We start from the raw sequence: 16,841 nt of genomic DNA on the forward strand, positions 1-16,841 counted from the left end.
CGGTAGCGGCGATTCGCCGGTTGCGGCGTGGCCCGGGCGCGAGTGCCGGGCGGACGGCTAAGGTGTCGGGTCATGTCGCGCCGTGTGCTGTCGTCGTGTCTGTGGTGCGGTCGGGAAATCGCCGATTCCGAAATCGGCCGTCGCCGCCGATACTGCCGGCAATCCTGCCGCCAGCGCGCCTACGAACATCGCAAGGGTTTGGAGGGCACCGGCATTCCGGAGGATTCGGTGGTGCTGAGCGCTCAGGAGGCCGCCGATCTCGCCGACCGCTGGTTCGCCGCCCGCTGCGCGGCCGAGGATGTCGCGACCGCCGTCGCCGAGGGCGCCGACCCGTCGGAGCTGGCCGCTTTGACCGCCAATCTCGTCGAACTCGCCAAGGACGCCGAGCGGCTGCGCTGAGCGTGCCGCACGACGGCCGCGCCCGCGCCCAGTGTCACCACGCTCAGTGCGAGGAATGCGAGCACGGCGGCGCGGTCGGGGTGGATCAACGGCTGCGCTCGCAGCGCCTGCCACAACAGCAGCGCCACCAGCCCGGCGTAGCCGAGGGCCAGGACACCGATCAACCGGGCGCGCGCCCGTTCGTCCAGCCAGGGCCGCCGCCGCGCGAGCCAGGCCGTGACCGCGACCGCCGCGAGCAGGAATTGGATGCCGTGCAGCCCCGCGAAATGCGGGATCCGCAGATCGCCGCCGATCGTGCTCCAGTGCGTGATCGGCATACCGCCCACGCCGTCGCGCACGGGCAGGGCGGTATCGGTCACCGTATGGCCGGCGGCCAGCCGCACCGGACGGCCGTGGGCGTCACGCACCGTCTGCTCGCCGGTGAAGCCCATCAGATATCCGAGCGCCATCCCGGCGACGGCGATGGCGAGCCCGGCGTGCACGGCCCGGCTCGTGGGACGGTCCAGGACGCGTTGCCGGCACAGGATCACCGCGACGACGAGGTTCGCGACGAACAGACCCGGTACGCCGGAGGCGAACACCATCTGGCCGATCGAATTGACCGCATCGGTTTCGGTGTCGAAGTGGCTGAAGGTGCCGCGCGCCGCCTGCACCACGATGAAACCCACGTCCACGACGCCGGTGAGGGCGAAAACGGTTCCCGCCCACCAGGTCACGCGGGCACCGCGGTGCGGCACCGACAGCAGCCACGCGAGGGTCAGCGTGTACAGGCAGAACGCGATGCCGAACTTGCCGGGTTTGAGCCATACCGACTCACCGAGGATGCGCCGGTCGTCGAACGGCGCGGCGCACAGACAGCACAGCGCGAGTGCCGCCATCGCCGCCGCGGTCCACAGCAACGGCCGGTGCCATCGACGGGCGGGGGAGCTGATCGTGGTCATGACGCGAAGTGTGCGGGCGCTGCTACCCGTCGCGCGTCCCCCGGCCGTACTGTTCGGCTCTCATACTCCGGTACCGGTTCGCCGTCGGCGGAAGGCGAGCTCTGTCACGGGATTTGCGCCGCGCGGGCCGGTAGCGCAGGGTACCGGCGCGTCGTGGGTTGCAATTCGGATTCGGGCCGGAAGCGTTCCGGCAACGGGTCGACTGCCCCCAGATAACGGGCCCCTGCAGGAGGGTGAACACCCGCAGCGCCGTCCCGCGAAACCTGCGCGCGGCCTTGGTCTTTCGTGACGCTGTCCCGCACACCGCCCGGCGGCGGGGCTCGAGATGGAACCGAAATATGTTCGCTACCAGGCAATTCGGGCGCCGAACGGCGGCGCTGCTTGTCGGACCATCCGAGTAACTTGGCGGTTATCAGCCCCAACGAAAATCTACGGGGCTTCGTATCAAGGGGGCGGAGGGCCATGTCGAACATCGACGAGCGAATCCGGATGGCAGTGGAATGGCTGCGCGGCAGTCAGTTACCGCATCTCGACGGGGGTGCGGGCTGGGGCTGGATCCCCGATGTGCCGCCCAATCCGCAGAACACCGCCGAGGTGGTCTGCATCCTGCATCGAGCCGGGTGCGAAATCCCGCGCGCCGCAAAGGTCGCCATGCTGGTGCGGGCAACGGTCGTGCAACGGCCGATCGGCGACGAATGGTACTTCCGCACGCCGATCGATGTCGCGTGGCGGATCCGGGCCCTGCGCTGCCTCGACATCGAGGAGTCCGACCCCGGCCTGGCCGGTGCCGTGCGAAATCTGCTGGACCAGCAGGATTCCGAAACCGGTGGCTGGCGGATGTCGGGTTTCCTTGGCCCGGTGTCGATTACCGCGACCTCTGCCGCGGTCGAGGCGCTGATCGGCGGCGGGGCCTTCGACGGTGAACGCCATCAGGCCATCTCGCGCGGCATCGCCTATCTGGTGTCCTCGATGTATCAAGAGCCCCGGACGTTGCCGATGTACGCGGCGGCGCATATCGCGGCCGTGCTCGCCCGGCCGGAGATCGTCCGGATCGGTGACAAGCGCGCCGAGCGCGCGTGCGAGCTGGCGGTCAAGCGCCTGCTGACCGGACTGCGCCGCGGTGAGTGCGATATCGAGACCGAGATCTTCCGCCGTGACGATCTCGTCGACACCTGGCGTCACCTCACCTTGCACCTGGCGGTCGGGGCCGTGATCGCCGCCGACAGCCGCACCATCTTCGACCCGGCCGTGCGGGCGGCGATCGTCGCGCTGCTGGATATGCAGGAGATGGACGCACTGGCCATCTACCGGGGCGGATTCCGCATCTCCGACGAGGGCCCGGTCACCTCCTATGCCACCACGCAGGCGCTGGAGGCGCTGTTGCAGGTGCGTCCGGCGATCAACGAGCGGGTGAATCCGGCCAAGGTGTACGACGAGATCTGCCGGGTCGACGGCGCCCATCGCACCGACCCGCAGGCGATCGCCACGCTGGGGCGTCATCGCATGTTGATGAATTCGACTGCCGGACAGGCGTTGCTGGTGCTGGCGGCCTCCGCCGGTGCGACGGTGTTCGCGCTGGCGGTGGGTTTCGACACCGTATTCGGCACGGTCGGCAGCCGCGCGCTGGTGGTCTGGGGAACGGCACTCGTCGCGGTGGGTACGTATTGCGGTCTGGCGACGCGCTTTCCGCGACTACCCAAGCGGCACGTGGCGAGCGCGGTCTTCGCCGCGTTCACCGCGCTGGTCATGCCGGTGGTCACCTATCTGCTCGCCTGAGCCGATGAACGGGCCGCTGGTCCTCATGGTCGCGGTGACCTGTCTGTGGGGTACCTCCAGTGCCCTGCTGGCAACGCTGGCCGCTCCCACCACCGCGGGCCTGGTGGCCCTCGGTGGAGCGGTGCCGCTGCTGATCTGGGCGCGGCTGCGCGGACAGCACCCGTGGGCGACGCTGACCGCTCATCCGGCGCTGTACTTCCGGCTGGGCGGGCTCGAGGCCGCCAATCTGGCGCTGTACGTGGCGGCGCTGCGGATGGGGCCGTTGCCGGTGGTGGTCGCCCTGCACCTGACCGCGCCGGTCCTCATCATCGCCGCCGCACTGGTCCGCGGCCGGCGGGCGCCCACGCTGCCGGTACTGGCCGAACTGCTGCTGGTCGGGGCGGCGATCTGGCTGGTCGCCTGGCGGCACCCGGGCGGCGACGCGCAGATCGCGGCCCTGACCGGATGCGCCCTGGCACTGGGCAGTGCGGCCTGTGTGGCGATGCTGGTCAGCGTGGTCGCCCGGCACTCGGGACCGGACCACACGGCCACCTCGGCGGCCTTGCAGTTGCTGTTCGGAGGCATCGCGAGCAGCCCGCTGCTGGTGCTCGATCCACCGTCCGGGCGGGTGGCGGCCGAGCTGGCCGCGATCGGCGCCACCCTCCTCGGACCCGGATTCGCGCTCTACTGGCTGGCGCTGCGGCGATTGAGCGCGGCCACGGCCAGCGTCATCGGGCTCAACGAGGCCGTCGTGGCCACGCTGGTGGGAGCGGTGGCCACCCGGAGCCTGCCCACCGCGGCGACCGCCGCGGCGGGGTTGCTCATTCTGATCGCGGCCGGGCTAGAGCAGCGATCGGCACCGCGACATCGCGTGCCGCCCTGACGAATTCGGTACAGGTCGCCGGGTCCTTGTCGCCCCGGCCGTCGTCGACGCCGGAGTTGACATCGACCCAGGCCGGCCGGACGGCGTCGATCGCGGCCGTGACGTTGTGCGGGTCGAGTCCACCGGCGAGCATCACCGGAAATGCCGAGTCGTCCAACAGTTCGACGATGCGAGCGCTGATCGACCAGTCATGGGTGCGCCCGGTGCCGCCCAGCCGGTCGGTGGAACGCGAATCCAGCACGAGCCCATCGCAATCGGGGGCCGCGCGCTCGGCGGCGGCGACCGCCTCCGGGCCGGTGACGTGGACCGCGCGGATCACCCGCCGCCCGCCCGCACCGCGCCGGACCGCGCGCGCGGTGTCGTGGGAGATCAGGCCGTGCAGTTGAATGCAGTCGACGCCGATCCGGTCGGCGAGGCGCAACACCTCGCCGGCGTCGGTGAGATGGGTGACCAGTACGCGTTCCATCGAGGAGGGCACCAGCCGTGACAACCGGTGGGCCGATTCCGGGTCGAGTTCGTCTTCGCTGAAATGCGTCGTGCCCGAAATGAATCCGGCCGCGTCCGCATCAGCGGCGACGACGGCCCGGAGATCGGACTCGCTACGGATACCGCAGATTTTCGTTCGGACGGTGATCATCGGCACACGATACTGCCCGAACGTGTCCGGTCAGGCGGTTCGTGTCGATTACCACGCTGCCCGCCGCCGCGGCGGGGCGCTCACCCGACCCGGCGATAGGCGGTTCCGCGTCGGTCGGCCTCGGCCCACCGGCGGCGGTCCAGTTGCGTGTCGACGGCCTCCACGACGTCCGGGACGGTGATCTGGAGCAGACCCGGATCGGGGGTGTCGCCGTCGCGCTCGCCGGTGTGGCCCGCCCACAGCGCGATGTGGCGGCCGGACAGATGCGGCGGCGGCCCGCTGCGGCCGGGGGCGGTGGGGCCGAACAGCGCGACGGTGCGGGTGCCGAATGCCGTCGCCAGATGTGCGACACCGGTATCGCCGCACACCACCAGCGCCGCCTCGGCGACGGTGGCCGACAGTTCGATGAGATTCTGCTGCCCGGCCAGTACCTGGTCGTGCGACAGCCCCGCGCGGGCGGCGATGCCGAGGGCGAGGTCGCGTTCGAATTCGTCACCGGTCACCACGACCTCGCGACCCTGCACGAGCAGATGCCGGATCACCGCGGCGAATCGTTCACCGGGCCAGCGGCGGGCGGGCGCTCCGGCGCCCACGTGCACCACTACGCAGTCGCGGTGACTGGTGGTGGCCACCGGCGGCACCAAGCCGAGATTGCGGCGGTCGGCGTTGATTCCGGCCGATTCCAGCAGATGACACCAGCGGTCGATGTCGTGCATATCCGCTTGCCATTCGGGGCCGTCGAGATCGGGAAAGGCGGCATTGCGGTAGCTGAGCAGCCGGGCGGGTTCGGTGCGGGAGAGTTCGACGATGCCGTCGGCGCCGGGGCCCTGCAGATTGACCGCCAGGGCGGGGGCCGCGCCGTCCCAGCGCATGGTGTGCGGGTCGGCGGCGGCGACCATCTCGTCGACCGAGGTGATCAGGTCGACGATGGGTTTGAGCCGGTGCGGTGCGGCCAGCACGATGTGATCGCGTGGCCTCGCCCGGCGTAGCGCGCGAAGAGCGGGGACCGCGGTGAGAAGATCACCCAGTCCACGTGCGCGCAGCACGAGTACAACCGCCACCCTCTTCTCCTAGCCATCACCAAGCGACCCAGCAGTCCCGACCCACTCGATTCCGCGCCGTTGCCGCGGCACGACCGAAGAGAGCCACCTGAGGATGACTACCCGACCCGATCCGGCGTGAAACGCGCGTATTTCCGCCGGGTCCGCGTCGGTGCTGTGGCCGGGGGCGGCGGAACCGGTAACCTGAGCGACGGTCGGGCCGAAACAAACTGGAGGATTTCATGATTCGCACCGCTGGACTCATCACCGCCGTCGCGGCGGCGGGCGCGTTCGCAGTGCTCGGCGCCGGTGCCGCGCAGGCCGCGCAGGGCACTGTCACCGTCAACGGGCAGATCTACAACAACCCGACCGGTTGCATCGAACCGCACGCCTACCAGCTCACCGTCGGCAACAGCACCGACAAGGTGATCGAGGTCCACGCCGGGCGGGGATGCACCGGGCCGGTGATCGGCAAGGTCGACCCCGCCGGCATCACCATGGTGCCGCGCGGCAGCCTGCTGATCGTCGAATAATTCTCCCCGTTCCGCCCCGCGTCCGAGGATCGGCGCGGGGCGGGGCCGTGCCTGCGCACGGCAGGACAACGGCACCGTGAAAGCGAGCCCGCGAGAATGCCTGCGGCGGTGCGGATATCCGGGGCCCGGCGGGGATGTAAGCCCTACTACGCCGTGTCGTTGAATTGGTGCCGATGATCTACGCTGTGAGCCATGACAGTGGTCTACAACCTGGTGGTCGTCACCCACCTGCTCGGACTCGCCGCGGTGATCGGCGGATACGCCGCCGGCCGGCCGGCGGTGTCGCAGGTGATGCTCTGGGGTGCGCGGGCGCAGATCGTCACGGGTCTGATTCTGGTCGGCATGGCCGACGGCATCGATTCGCTCGACAAGAATCTCGACATGGCCAAGATCGTGGTGAAACTGGTCATCGCGGTCGCCGTGGCCGGTCTGGCCGAGATCGCACACGCGGATGCCAAGCGTGGCAAGACCATTGCCTGGATGGTCGACGCCGCCGGACTGCTGGCCATCGCCAACGTGTTCGTGGCCGTGCTGTGGCACTGACATCCGATGCGGTTCGGCACCTGTTGCCGAACCGCATCGAGTGCGTGCGGTGCCCGGTTCAGCCCTCCAGCAGGGTCTGGCCGATATAGCCCTGCGCGTCGGTGATTCCCGGTGGAATCACGAACACCGCGGACCCGACGGGAGTGGTCCAGGTGTTCAGGGCGTCGAATTCGGCGAGACGACGCTGCACCGGCAGATACTGCGTCGTGATATCGCGCTGGTAGGCGGCGAACAACAGCCCTGAATTCGAGGTGGTCCCGGGCGCGGGGGCATCGTCGTAGTTGTAGCCGCGGCGCAGGAAACGCTCGCCGTCGCTGGTGCGATGCGCCCGCGCGATATGCGCCGAAGGCGGAATGACCGGGATGCCGTGGGCGTCCACAGCCGCGAAATCCGGATTGTCGCTTTCCCGGGTTCCGGTCAACGGCGCCCCGGTCGCGATGCGCCGGCCCACGGTCAGTTCTCGCCCCTCGGGGTCGAGTTCGTCCCAGGTGTCCAGATTCATCGCGATCCGGCGCAGCACCATCGACGTTCCACCCCGCAGCCACGGCAGGGTCGCGCCGTCGTCCCACACCAGCCGATCGAAATCGGCCCCGGGGGCGATGTTGACCGTGCCGTCGACCTGACCCATCAGATTGCGCATCGTCTGCCCGGCAGCGGCGTTGCGGAATCCGCGCTGGGTCCAGCGCACGGTCACCAGCGAGGTCACGCTGCGCGAGAGCGCCCGCACCGCATGCGCCACCGTCGTCGCCTCGTCCGCGCAGACCTGCAGCAGCAGATCCCCGTCACAGAATGCGGGGTCGAGCCGGTCGATGGTGAAGCCGGGCAGTTGCGTGAGCCAGTGCGGCCGCGCGGATTCCAGTCCCGCCACAGTGAACAGCCGCGGGCCGAATCCGATGGTCACGGTCAACCGTGCCGGCCGGTGAGCCAGCTCCGGCTCGGTATCGGCCAGCGTCGGCTCACCGGCCACGAGCCGCGCCGCGTCCCCGGACCAGATGCGCAGCAATCCCACGAGGTCGGCACGGGCGGTGCCGGGCCGCAGATCGAAGGCCACGAACGCCGCGTGCTGCTGCGGCGCGGTCGCGACCCCGCCCTGGTGTGGTCCGTAGAACGGTTCGCGTGCGGTGCCCGGATCGGCGGTCTCGGTGCGGCGGGTCCAGCGTTCGGCGCCGAGGGTGAGCCCCGCGACCCCCGCCGCACCCGCCGCGGCCGCACTGCCGCCGAGCAACCGGCGCCGCGACAGCCGCTCAGCCACCGTGGGCGGCCGTAGTCGGTGCGTAATTCTCCTGATTGCCCGCGAAGTCACGCACCTGCGCGGTGAAGGTGGTGCTGGTGCCGTCGGCGAACTTCACCGTGATCGGCGTCTGCGTTCCGGTGCGCAGCGGGGCCTTCAGGTCGATGAACATCAGATGGTCGCCACCCGGCGTCAGTTTCGCGCTGCCGTGGGCGGGGATCGCCAGCCCGCCGGCCTTGGGACGCATCATGGACGCGCCGTTCGACTGGACCACCTCGTGAATCTCCACGCGCGCCGACGCCGGGCTCGTCGCATCGACGATGCGGATCTCGTGGCCGCTGGTGTTGGTGAAATTCGCGAACGCCGCCGACATCCCCGCGTTGGCGGCCTTGATCCACTGATCACCCACGGTGACCGAATCGGCGTCCGCGGCAGTGGATGTGTTGCCGGACGAACAGCCGGCCAGCAGCAGTGGGATCGAGGCCGCGGCGGTGATCAGCAGGCTCGCCGACCGACGCCGGCGGGTGGAACCTGCCGTGTGGCGGGACGGCGGTGTCGCACTGTGGGGCCGGGCCTGGGTGGATGCCGCACGGCGAGGGCCGCGGGCGCTCGAGGCGAGGGGGGAACGCCCGGTGTGGGGGAGAGAGGACATTGGTGAACTCCATTGCATGAGAAGGGGTTTCATCGAGCAGGCGGCACGTCGTCGCGGATTCTCACCGCGCCCCGGCGCTCGTCACACCCTCGAACCACGCGTTGCGCGGCGTAGGGGTGAGTGCGCGGCGTATACCGCCACCGGTGTTCGTTCGTTGCTGCGTGCCCAGCGGCGAGCGGTGCGACCTCCGCGGTCACACGCGAATCAGCCACCCGCAAGCCTGTCCGGCGTATCCGATCGCCCAGGACGTCGTCGGAAACCGGCGAGGACCGACCGACCAGCACTGCGCCCGATCAGCGGTCAGGGCGTGACCGTCACACCGATGACCGTGACCGAGCATGCAGGCCCGCCGACGTCGACTGATACGCCGACAGCTCGAGCGACCGCCTCGGCGAAGCGTCGGTAGCTGTCCAGGTGCCGCGCGATAACGGTCGATTCGGGTAGCCGCAGTTGCCGCTTGCCGCTTGCCGCTTGCGGGTCGGCGGCTGCCGCTCGGCGGTGTGCCGTCACTGGCTCACGGACGTTGCCGCACGGGCGCGGCTGCACGTGCTGTGCGATCCGATGTGACGCTCTCGAGAGCTATCCGTACATCCGGTGGCTCAGCCGTTGGTCGTCATCCGTGGTCCGGCCGCGATCCGGCAAGCCAGTGGACACGTCCACCGATGTGCCGGTATCACGCCCACGCGGGTACGCGGTGCAAGGCAGCGAACGAACCGGTGAGCCTCGGCGGACCGCGCCGCCCGGTGCCGGAGGCCAGCACGAGCCACCGCGGCGCGGTCACCGTATCCGGTACCGAGACGACGACCGGAGCGCTGGAGACGCCGAGGTTGTGCGCGACCGCGCCGACCACGCGGCGGATCAGCGAAACGGCGCGTCGCAGTGTGATTTCCGCGCCGCGGACGAGGACCGCCCCGACCACCGTCGCCGTGATGTGCGCGACCAGCATGGGGGCGGTGATCAGCACCTCGTGGCAGTGCGGGGACGTCGACAACGCCAGATGGCCGATCGCCTGGCCGACCGCGAGCAGGCCCATCAGCCGGAACAATCCGGTGCGGGTGTGTGCGGCGAGGCAGCCGATCGCGGTGCTGGCGGCGATCAGCATCATGATCGCCGTGGAGCCGGGTGCCACCGCGCCACCACCGAGGGCGTGGGCGGCGATACTCACCGTGCCCGCGGCGGCGCCGACGCATCCACCACGCAGCTGCGTGGAAGGGTCGGCCGTTGCTCGCACGAGATCATGGTATCGGGGCTCGCCGGCGGGCCGGGCCGCCAGGTCCACCTGTAGGCACCGGCCGTGATGCCCGTCACCACCTGCGGTTTCGGCGCCTCGCGGTTGCGGCGGTCAGAGGATCTCCAGTTCGGCCTCGCGCAGATCCTGGGGGAAGACGAATCGCCGCAACGCCCAGAATCGGAAGGCCATCGCCAGCAGGACACCGAGAATCTGCCCGGTGATGAAGTTGGAGACCGCCTGGGTGAACGCGCTCACATGCGGCACCCGGATATCGAAGACGTACAGCGCGACCGCCTGCGGAATGACGGTCACGCCGACGGCGAGCGCGCTGACGGCGAAGAACAGCGCGGCCTCGTGACTGCGCTGGCGCCCGCCGCGGGTGTTGAACGACCATTCCCGGTTCAGGATGTAGGAGGCGATCGTCGCGATCAGCACGCCGAACGCGCGCGCGGTCAGCGGCTTGTCCGGCAATACGGTCAGCTTGAGGGCGTACACCACTCCGGTGTCCACGAACCACGTGATCGCGCCGACGACGGCGAATTTCATCAGCTCCCGATGGGCGAGCAACAGTGCGCGCCAGCGTTCGGGCAGCCGGTCCAGTCCAGCCTGCACCAACGACACGCAATCCACCCTAACCGTGAGCCGCGCACCGGGCATCCGGACAGCGATCATGACCCGCGAGGTAATCGTCACGCCCACCCGTGCCGCATACGATCGAGCAGGTGCCGACCCATACTGCCGGGGATCTGCTGCGCCACTGGCGTCGCACCCGCCGCCTCAGCCAGCTGGAACTGGCCGGGCGCGCCGAAACCTCGACCCGTCACCTCAGCTTCGTCGAAACCGGCCGGTCCACGCCGAGCCGCCAGCTGATCCTGCACCTCAGCGAGGAGCTCGACATCCCACTGCGCGAACGCAATCGGATGTTGCTGGCCGCCGGTTACGCCCCGGTCTACGCCGAACCCGGATTGGATACCCCCACCATGGCCCCCGTCCGCACCGCGATGCGGCAGATCCTCACCGGCTACGAGCCGTATCCGGCGTTGGCCGTGGACGCGCAGTGGAATATGGTCGACGCCAATTCGGGTGTCGCCCTGTTCCTCGACGGCGTTCGCGCCGATCTGCTGACTCCGCCGGTCAACGCGCTGCGGCTGAGCCTGCACCCGGAGGGTCTGGCGCCGCGGATCCTGAATCTCGCGCAGTGGCGCGGACATCTGTTCGAACGCGTCGATCGCCAGATCGAGGCCACCGGCTCGGCCGATCTGGCCGCGCTGCGCGCCGAACTGCTCGAATATCCCGGTGGCCGCGACGATCCCGGCCTGCCCGAACCGGATCAGGCCGTCGTCCCGCTGCGGCTGCGCCACCACGACGCCGAACGCGGGGATATCGACCTGGATTTCATCAGCACCATGACCATCTTCGGCAGTCCGATGAACGTCACGGTCGCCGAACTCGCGATCGAGTCGTTCCTGCCCGCGAGCCCGGCGACCGCCGAATTCCTGCGCAGCCGTTCACATATCGAGTAGATGCGGCAGCCCGGCCCGATAGCGGTCGGCGTCGATGCGTTTGAACGGTTCGAGCTCGGGCGGCGCGTACATCGGGAACACCGCCGCCCGCGGCGCCGCGTCACCGGCCGCGTCGAGCACCGCGTTGGCCGCCTTGCGTCCCGCTTCGCACGCACCCTCCATGGTCGCCAGGTCGATGCCGGTCCGCACGTGGTCGCCGCAGAAGAACACGTTGCCGATCGCCGAATGCGCCTCCGGCCGGTGGTCCCAGGAGCCGACGGTGTTCACCAGCAGCGGGGTGTCGTTGCGGTTGCCGCCCTCCTCGAAATGTACCCCGGGATCGACGAACCACGAGTGCAGGTCGTCGTCGCGCAGCCAGCCGGTGCCGGTGTTGAGCCAGCGTTTCAGCTGTGCCCAGACTTCCTGCACCACTTCGTCTTTCGAGCACTGTTTGGCCGGTTTGCCGAACAGGATGCCGGGGGTGTCCCAGTCCGACACGTCGGCGGACAGGCATTCCACCACCGTCCCGTCGCCGTAGCGGGCCGCGAAATCGCCGCGCCACATCGGCGCCTGCCGCAGTGCGGTGATCGCCCACGGCGAGCCGAGTGCCGCGATATGTCCTTCCGGCACGCCGGTGGGCCGGCGCAGATAGAACTGCACCCCGACCATCCAGTCCAGCACCAGCTCACGCATCCCGGCCAGCGCCGGGTCCGCGGCGAGAATGTCGTCGTCGAGGATCGCGGCCGCGCGGTCGGCCGGCATCGCGCATACGTACCAATCCGCCTGCACCGCACGTCCGCCCACGTTCGCACCGCTGATCCGGTCACCGGACAGGCGCAGGCTCGTCAGTCCCGCGCCGGTGACGAACCGGACTCCCTGTCCGGACAGGTGCGCCACCCACGGATCGATCCACGCCTCGTTGGTGGGGCCGTTCAGGATCCGGTCCACCCCGCCGCGATACTGCGGCGCGATGCCGGCGCCGGCGAAAACCAATGCCTCTCCGATGGTTCCGATGGTGCGCGCGGAGCTGGTCTCCGACTTGGCCGCCACCGTGATCCGGGTCAGGGCGCGCGCCAGATAGTCCCGATAGGCCTGCGACTTCCCGTTCGCCCCCACCGCGTCCACCCATGATCGGTACTCCCATTCGCCGAAGCGGCGTTCGGGCGAGCTGGTGAACCACATCATCATCCGATCGCCGAAGAACGCCAGCTCCTGCGGCGGCAGCTGCGGGACGAAGCCGAATCCGGCGACGAGCGAGTTGCGGATGCGCTCGGGGTTCAGCTCGCGCAGCCCCGCGATCTCGGTCGGCACCGTCACCGGCGGCAGATCCGGAAATCCGGCCACCGTCGATTCCACCCGGATCAGATTTCCGGCCACACCGTTCGCGTTGCCCGGGAACGGAATTCGCGCCATCGTGTCCGGCACGTGCTGGTAGCAGCCCGGGAAGAAGCGGAAGCCGTGTTCGCCCGGCAGATCGACGCGACCACCCGCCCCGGTGCCGGGCACGCTCATACTGCGCGCCTTCCCGCCCAGCGCGGTCGGCTCGTACACCGTGACCGCGTAGCCGCGTTCGGCCAGTTCGTGCGCCGCGGTCAATCCGGAGACCCCACCACCGAACACGGCCACCATGCGTCCCGGGCCGACCTGGCGGCGGCCCGGATTCGCCCGCGCTGCCGCCGTGGCCCAGGTGCCGTTCGCCGCCAGAGCCGCGCCCGCGACCGCCGCGCCTCGCAGCAACTGCCGCCTGCCGAATCCACCCGCATTGTCCCGACCGGTCATGTCCACTCCTCGAATCAGCGAGCGGGACCGGCCCTGCGTCGATCCCGAAGCCCGAATATCTGCGCCTGCGAAGCCTTTTCACCGAGGTCCGGCAGTATCGAGAGCCCGCCGGCCGGCCCGTCCCTCACTTCGGCGCCGCCGCGGGCCACCGCGACCACGCCGAACCCCACCGCGCCGCCTGACGTTCCCGCCAGTCCTGCGCGTTGTCGCACACCTCGCGAATCACGGTGTCCACCACCGCGGCCGCCGGCGCGTGCGCCAATGCCTGTATCGCGAACTTCGCCGCCCGCGCCGGGGTCAGCAGTTCGTCGGGGGTTCGCGCCCGGGTCATCACATCCAGCGCGAGGCCGGCCAGGTGCGGGTCGGCCGCGCCGGCGCGGTACAGCTGCACTTCGAGCGGTGTCATCTCGGTGCCGCGGGCGAGCCGGTTGGTCCACTGGTACATGGGCAGGCAGTCCTGTTCGCGCTGGTGCTCCCATAGGGTCACTGCCCGGTCCAACGCGGCCGCGTCGTCGAGCACCGGGGCCGCGTATTCGCCGAGCAGCCGCCCGTAGCGCATCGCATCGCGCATGCCTTGCGCGGTGACGGGATCCTTGAAGTGGCCGGCGTCGCCGGGCAGCGCCCAGCCCGGACCGCTGGAGCGGCGGAAGTAGGAGACGATGTCGGTGGCCGAGCGCACCCGCCCGAGCGGTTCGCAATCGACCAGTCGCGCAGCGAGTTCCGGGATCGCGGCCACCATGTCCCGGTAACGCTGCTCGGTCTGTCCGGGCGTGCGCGGCCCGTGCGTGACCGGCGGCTGGATCAGTGACAGCACCGCCCCGTCCTCGCACGGGAAGGCGGTTCCCAGCAGCTGCCCGGCCCGCCACTGCGCCGCCGTCGACCGCCATTCCGGGCGGTTGTCGCGCCAGTAGGCGAAGTAGCACGCCCGCCCACTGGGTTTGCTGCGGTACGGGTCCAGCGCTCCGGTCAGCCGCGCGACGGTGGAGCGCCGCCCGTCCGCGCCGACCACCAGGCGCGCCCGGATCTCGTGGGTGGCCCCCGCGCGATCGACCGCGCGCACGCCGGCGACCCGGCCGCCGTCGCGGATCAGCTCGGTGACCCGCATCGACTCGTGGATCGTGGCGCCGGCCGCGCGGGCGGTGGCGACCAGAGCGGCGTCGAATCCGGTGCGCCGCACGCACATCGCGTAGTCGATGCCGTTCACGGCGGTGAACGGTGCCCGCACCACCTGGCCCGCGCCGCCGGCGTAGGCGACCCGCAGTTGTGGCGCGCCGAGCGCCAGCACCTTCTCCAGCGCGCCCAGCGCCGCCACTTCGGCGATGCCGGCGGGCCAGAGCAGATGGGTCGAGAGCGTGTCGGACGGAAATCGGGCCGCGTCCACGACGACGACGCCCCGCCCCGCACGGGCGAAGGCGATCGCGGCGGCCGAACCCGCGCAGCGCGCTCCGACAACCACTACGTCCGCGAATTCGCCTTCCGGGCAATCGTTTTCGTCAAGCGCTCGATCGCGTACCGGAAGGTCTCGGACGGTCGCGGCGGTACCCGAATCGGTCGGCGAGGAGTCGGCAGGTTCGTCGGTAGGCATCGGCGCCGCCTTCCGGGTCACTATGTTCGGACACTGTGTCCTAATGAGAGAATGAAGTGACTCCTCTCACATTGTCAATATGTTTGATTCGATTGTTCCCGGCAATTACCGACGCCTGAGCCGCCCGGGCCCGGTGAGACTCCGGATCACGCACCTGATCCGACCGCATCCGCGATGATCACCGGAAGGTGTGGCCACCCGGCCCGATCGGAAACGACCGTGATGAGGTACCGCGATGGCGTTGATGTCACCCCTGGACTCGGCATTCCTGCTGCTGGAATCCCGCGAACATCCCATGCACGTCGGCGGGCTCTCCCTGTTCCGTCCCTCGGGCACCGAGCCGCGATCGGCGCGGCAATTGCACGAGGAATTGGTCTCGGGCACTGACAAACTCACGTCCCTGTTCCGGCGCCGGCCCGCCCGGTCGCTGGCGAGTTTCTCCGCGCTGCAGTGGGATCTCGACGACGACGTCGACATCGACTATCACGTGCGGTTGCTGTCGCTGCCCACCCCCGGACGGGTGCGTGAACTGCTGGAACTGGTGTCGATGCTGCACGGATCGCTGCTGGACCGGCATCGCCCGCTGTGGGAGGTCTATGTCATCGACGGTCTCGCCGACGGCCGAATGGCTCTCTACACCAAGACGCATCACGCGCTGATGGACGGTGTGTCGGCAGTGCGCACCTGGCAGCGGGCCCTCTCGGCCGACCCCGATGCCCGCGACTGCGTGCCGCCGTGGCGCTCGCCCCGCCGTCGTCCGGACGCCGGCCCGACTACGTTGTTGCGCCGCTCGGCCGAGGCGGTGCGCATGGCCGGGCGGATCGGCACCGCCGTCCCCGAATTGCTGTCCGGCGCTTACGAGATCGCGCGGGACTATCCCGAACCGCGCCCGTTCCGGGCCCCGCACACCATGTTCAATGTCGCCATCACCGGCGCCCGGCGATTCGCCGCGCAGTCGTGGCCGTTGCCGCGGTTGCGCGTGGTCGGGGCGCGGACGGGGGCGACCGTGAACGACGTGGTGCTGGCGATGTGCGCGGGCGCGCTGCGCCGGTATCTGCTCGCCGAACAGGCGCTGCCGGACGAGCCATTGATCGCGATGGTGCCGGTCTCGCTGCGCGGCACCTCCGAAACCGCTGTGGGAGAGGGCAATTCGGTGGGCGCGGCGCTGTGTGATCTGGCCACCGACGAACCGGATCCGGCCGAGCGACTCGCGCGCATCCACTCGTCGATGGCGCGGACCAAGAACACCATGTCGCGGCTGACGCCACTACAGATCCTGGGGCTGTCGGCGGTGAATGTGGCGGGGCTGGCCTCGGCGGCGCTACCGGTCCGGTTGCCGTCCGCCGCGCCGCCGTTCAACATCGTGATCTCCAACGTCCCCGGCGCCACCGAACCCCGCTACTGGAACGGGCTGCGCCTGGAAGCCGCCTATCCGGCCTCGATTCCCCTCGACGGCCAAGCGGTCAACATCACGACGATCAGTTCCGGTGGCGCCATGCATTTCGGCATCATCGGCTGTCGCCGCAGTGTTCCGCATCTGCAGCGGCTGCTGACCGGACTCGAAGAATCCCTCGCCGAACTGGAGTAACCGGACTCCGCGGCAAGGTGGCGAGGATTCGGGCGCGCCGCGCGGTCGTCGGCCGGCGTCGACGGTCAGGCGATTCGCGCGGTGTCGGTGAGGGCGTCGGTCGCGGCGGTGAGAATCCGTCGCGCCCGCGGGAAGTCCTGCAGTTGTCCGCTCAGCAGGTCGAGGACAGGAAACAGCGATTGCGCGGGGACCGCACGCGCGCTCAGCACACCCGCGGTCCACGTGACGAACGTGGTGAACAACTCGTCGTCGTCGAGATACAGTGCGGTGGCGAGGAATTCGAGGATCTGCGCGATATCTTCGGCGGTGCGCTCCAGCTGGGATTCGGAGTACTCCCGCATCGCGGGGAAGCGATGCTCCAGCTCCGCCATGGTGGTCGCCAGCAACTGCGGTGTGCTGCGGGCGATCATGGTGAATTCCTGATCGGTCAGATGCGGCAGCGTCCGGTGCGGTCGGTCCGGCTGCTGCTCCCGCCGCAGCCCCCGGGCGAGCAGCTCGGCCGCGGTCGCGGCGTCCGGCGCCCAGGCGTCCGCGCCGAGCAG

The 16,841-nt window shown here is 69.9% G+C and carries 15 protein-coding genes and 1 pseudogene; 7 read left to right on the forward strand and 9 right to left on the reverse strand.

What is annotated here, in order from left to right; translation table 11 throughout:
* The first annotated feature begins 72 nt into the window (after nt 1–72).
* From NN2_RS38550 to NN2_RS13450, 3 genes are all read left to right on the forward strand, one after another.
* Nucleotides 73–399: a hypothetical protein gene (locus NN2_RS38550; RefSeq protein ID WP_082856969.1), complete on the forward strand. Its 327-nt coding sequence runs from the start codon at nt 73–75 to the stop codon at nt 397–399.
* A 1,403-nt stretch (nt 400–1,802) separates the two neighbouring features.
* Complete coding sequence (locus NN2_RS13445; RefSeq protein WP_063013561.1) at nt 1,803–3,116, forward strand: prenyltransferase/squalene oxidase repeat-containing protein; 1,314 nt, start codon at nt 1,803–1,805, stop codon at nt 3,114–3,116.
* Between the two features lie 4 nt (nt 3,117–3,120).
* On the forward strand, nt 3,121–3,978 hold the full coding sequence (locus NN2_RS13450; RefSeq protein ID WP_063013563.1) for a DMT family transporter: 858 nt from the start codon (nt 3,121–3,123) through the stop codon (nt 3,976–3,978).
* Here the strand turns inward: NN2_RS13450 and NN2_RS13455 are convergent.
* On the reverse strand, nt 3,917–4,615 hold the full coding sequence (locus NN2_RS13455; RefSeq protein WP_063013565.1) for a phosphoribosylanthranilate isomerase: 699 nt from the start codon (nt 4,613–4,615) through the stop codon (nt 3,917–3,919). The genes NN2_RS13450 and NN2_RS13455 overlap by 62 nt on opposite strands.
* Before the next feature lie 80 nt (nt 4,616–4,695).
* Nucleotides 4,696–5,676: a glycosyltransferase family 9 protein gene (locus tag NN2_RS13460; protein ID WP_063013567.1), complete on the reverse strand. Its 981-nt coding sequence runs from the start codon at nt 5,674–5,676 to the stop codon at nt 4,696–4,698.
* Between the two features lie 221 nt (nt 5,677–5,897).
* On the opposite strand from NN2_RS13460, the gene NN2_RS13465 reads away from it, so the two are divergent.
* The gene (locus NN2_RS13465) at nt 5,898–6,188 is read left to right on the forward strand and encodes a hypothetical protein (RefSeq protein ID WP_030517012.1); all 291 of its coding nucleotides are present in this window, start codon (nt 5,898–5,900) and stop codon (nt 6,186–6,188) included.
* A 192-nt stretch (nt 6,189–6,380) separates the two neighbouring features.
* Nucleotides 6,381–6,731 carry a hypothetical protein gene (locus NN2_RS13470; protein WP_030517011.1) on the forward strand — a complete coding sequence of 117 codons (351 nt, stop codon included), beginning with the start codon at nt 6,381–6,383 and terminating at the stop codon, nt 6,729–6,731.
* A gap of 58 nt (nt 6,732–6,789) precedes the next feature.
* On the opposite strand, the gene NN2_RS13475 is transcribed toward NN2_RS13470, so the two are convergent.
* The 4 genes from NN2_RS13475 to NN2_RS13490 all read right to left on the reverse strand — a co-directional run bounded on the left by NN2_RS13475 (nt 6,790) and on the right by NN2_RS13490 (nt 10,466).
* Complete coding sequence (locus tag NN2_RS13475) at nt 6,790–8,010, reverse strand: Dyp-type peroxidase (protein WP_501193550.1); 1,221 nt, start codon at nt 8,008–8,010, stop codon at nt 6,790–6,792.
* Complete coding sequence (locus NN2_RS13480) at nt 7,976–8,614, reverse strand: copper chaperone PCu(A)C (RefSeq protein ID WP_082856970.1); 639 nt, start codon at nt 8,612–8,614, stop codon at nt 7,976–7,978. Before NN2_RS13480 ends, NN2_RS13475 begins: the two co-directional genes overlap by 35 nt.
* A 673-nt stretch (nt 8,615–9,287) precedes the next feature.
* Nucleotides 9,288–9,845, reverse strand: coding sequence for a hypothetical protein (locus NN2_RS13485; protein ID WP_063910749.1), 558 nt, complete (start codon nt 9,843–9,845; stop codon nt 9,288–9,290).
* A 111-nt stretch (nt 9,846–9,956) separates the two neighbouring features.
* Entirely contained in the window at nt 9,957–10,466 is a 510-nt protein-coding gene (locus NN2_RS13490) for a GtrA family protein (protein WP_030517007.1), read from the reverse strand.
* A gap of 101 nt (nt 10,467–10,567) precedes the next feature.
* Here NN2_RS13490 and NN2_RS13495 point away from each other — a divergent pair, with 101 nt between their 5' ends.
* Nucleotides 10,568–11,368 carry a helix-turn-helix domain-containing protein gene (locus NN2_RS13495; protein WP_030517006.1) on the forward strand — a complete coding sequence of 267 codons (801 nt, stop codon included), beginning with the start codon at nt 10,568–10,570 and terminating at the stop codon, nt 11,366–11,368.
* Here NN2_RS13495 and NN2_RS13500 read toward each other — a convergent pair.
* Together NN2_RS13500 and NN2_RS13505 are read right to left on the reverse strand one after the other, a co-directional pair.
* Nucleotides 11,354–13,126, reverse strand: a complete 1,773-nt coding sequence (locus tag NN2_RS13500) for a hydroxysqualene dehydroxylase (RefSeq protein ID WP_063013600.1) — start codon at nt 13,124–13,126, stop codon at nt 11,354–11,356. The two genes, NN2_RS13495 and NN2_RS13500, sit on opposite strands and share 15 nt — an antisense overlap.
* 124 nt (nt 13,127–13,250) lie before the next feature.
* Complete coding sequence (locus NN2_RS13505) at nt 13,251–14,711, reverse strand: NAD(P)/FAD-dependent oxidoreductase (RefSeq protein WP_082856974.1); 1,461 nt, start codon at nt 14,709–14,711, stop codon at nt 13,251–13,253.
* Nucleotides 14,712–14,946: 235 nt separating this feature from the next.
* On the opposite strand from NN2_RS13505, the gene NN2_RS13510 reads away from it, so the two are divergent.
* The gene (locus tag NN2_RS13510) at nt 14,947–16,299 is read left to right on the forward strand and encodes a WS/DGAT/MGAT family O-acyltransferase (protein ID WP_063013573.1); all 1,353 of its coding nucleotides are present in this window, start codon (nt 14,947–14,949) and stop codon (nt 16,297–16,299) included.
* Between the two features lie 65 nt (nt 16,300–16,364).
* Here NN2_RS13510 and NN2_RS37735 read toward each other — a convergent pair.
* Nucleotides 16,365–16,841 (reverse strand): annotated as a pseudogene (locus NN2_RS37735) (cobalamin-binding protein); the annotation flags it as partial.

Origin of the sequence: Nocardia nova NBRC 15556, from assembly GCF_001613005.1 — a bacterium.
Classification (GTDB): Bacteria; Actinomycetota; Actinomycetes; order Mycobacteriales; family Mycobacteriaceae; genus Nocardia; species Nocardia nova.

Excerpts from the sequence above, each read along its gene's own strand:
- NN2_RS13455 (WP_063013565.1), bottom strand. The coding sequence starts at position 4,615 with ATGATCACCGTCCGAACGAAAATCTGCGGTATCCGTAGCGAGTCCGAT.
- NN2_RS13470 (WP_030517011.1), top strand. The coding sequence starts at position 6,381 with ATGACAGTGGTCTACAACCTGGTGGTCGTCACCCACCTGCTCGGACTC.
- NN2_RS13505 (WP_082856974.1), bottom strand. The coding sequence starts at position 14,711 with ATGCCTACCGACGAACCTGCCGACTCCTCGCCGACCGATTCGGGTACC.
- NN2_RS13500 (WP_063013600.1), bottom strand. The coding sequence starts at position 13,126 with ATGACCGGTCGGGACAATGCGGGTGGATTCGGCAGGCGGCAGTTGCTG.
- NN2_RS13510 (WP_063013573.1), top strand. The coding sequence starts at position 14,947 with ATGGCGTTGATGTCACCCCTGGACTCGGCATTCCTGCTGCTGGAATCC.
- NN2_RS13465 (WP_030517012.1), top strand. The coding sequence starts at position 5,898 with ATGATTCGCACCGCTGGACTCATCACCGCCGTCGCGGCGGCGGGCGCG.
- NN2_RS13450 (WP_063013563.1), top strand. The coding sequence starts at position 3,121 with ATGAACGGGCCGCTGGTCCTCATGGTCGCGGTGACCTGTCTGTGGGGT.
- NN2_RS13480 (WP_082856970.1), bottom strand. The coding sequence starts at position 8,614 with ATGTCCTCTCTCCCCCACACCGGGCGTTCCCCCCTCGCCTCGAGCGCC.
- NN2_RS38550 (WP_082856969.1), top strand. The coding sequence starts at position 73 with ATGTCGCGCCGTGTGCTGTCGTCGTGTCTGTGGTGCGGTCGGGAAATC.
- NN2_RS13445 (WP_063013561.1), top strand. The coding sequence starts at position 1,803 with ATGTCGAACATCGACGAGCGAATCCGGATGGCAGTGGAATGGCTGCGC.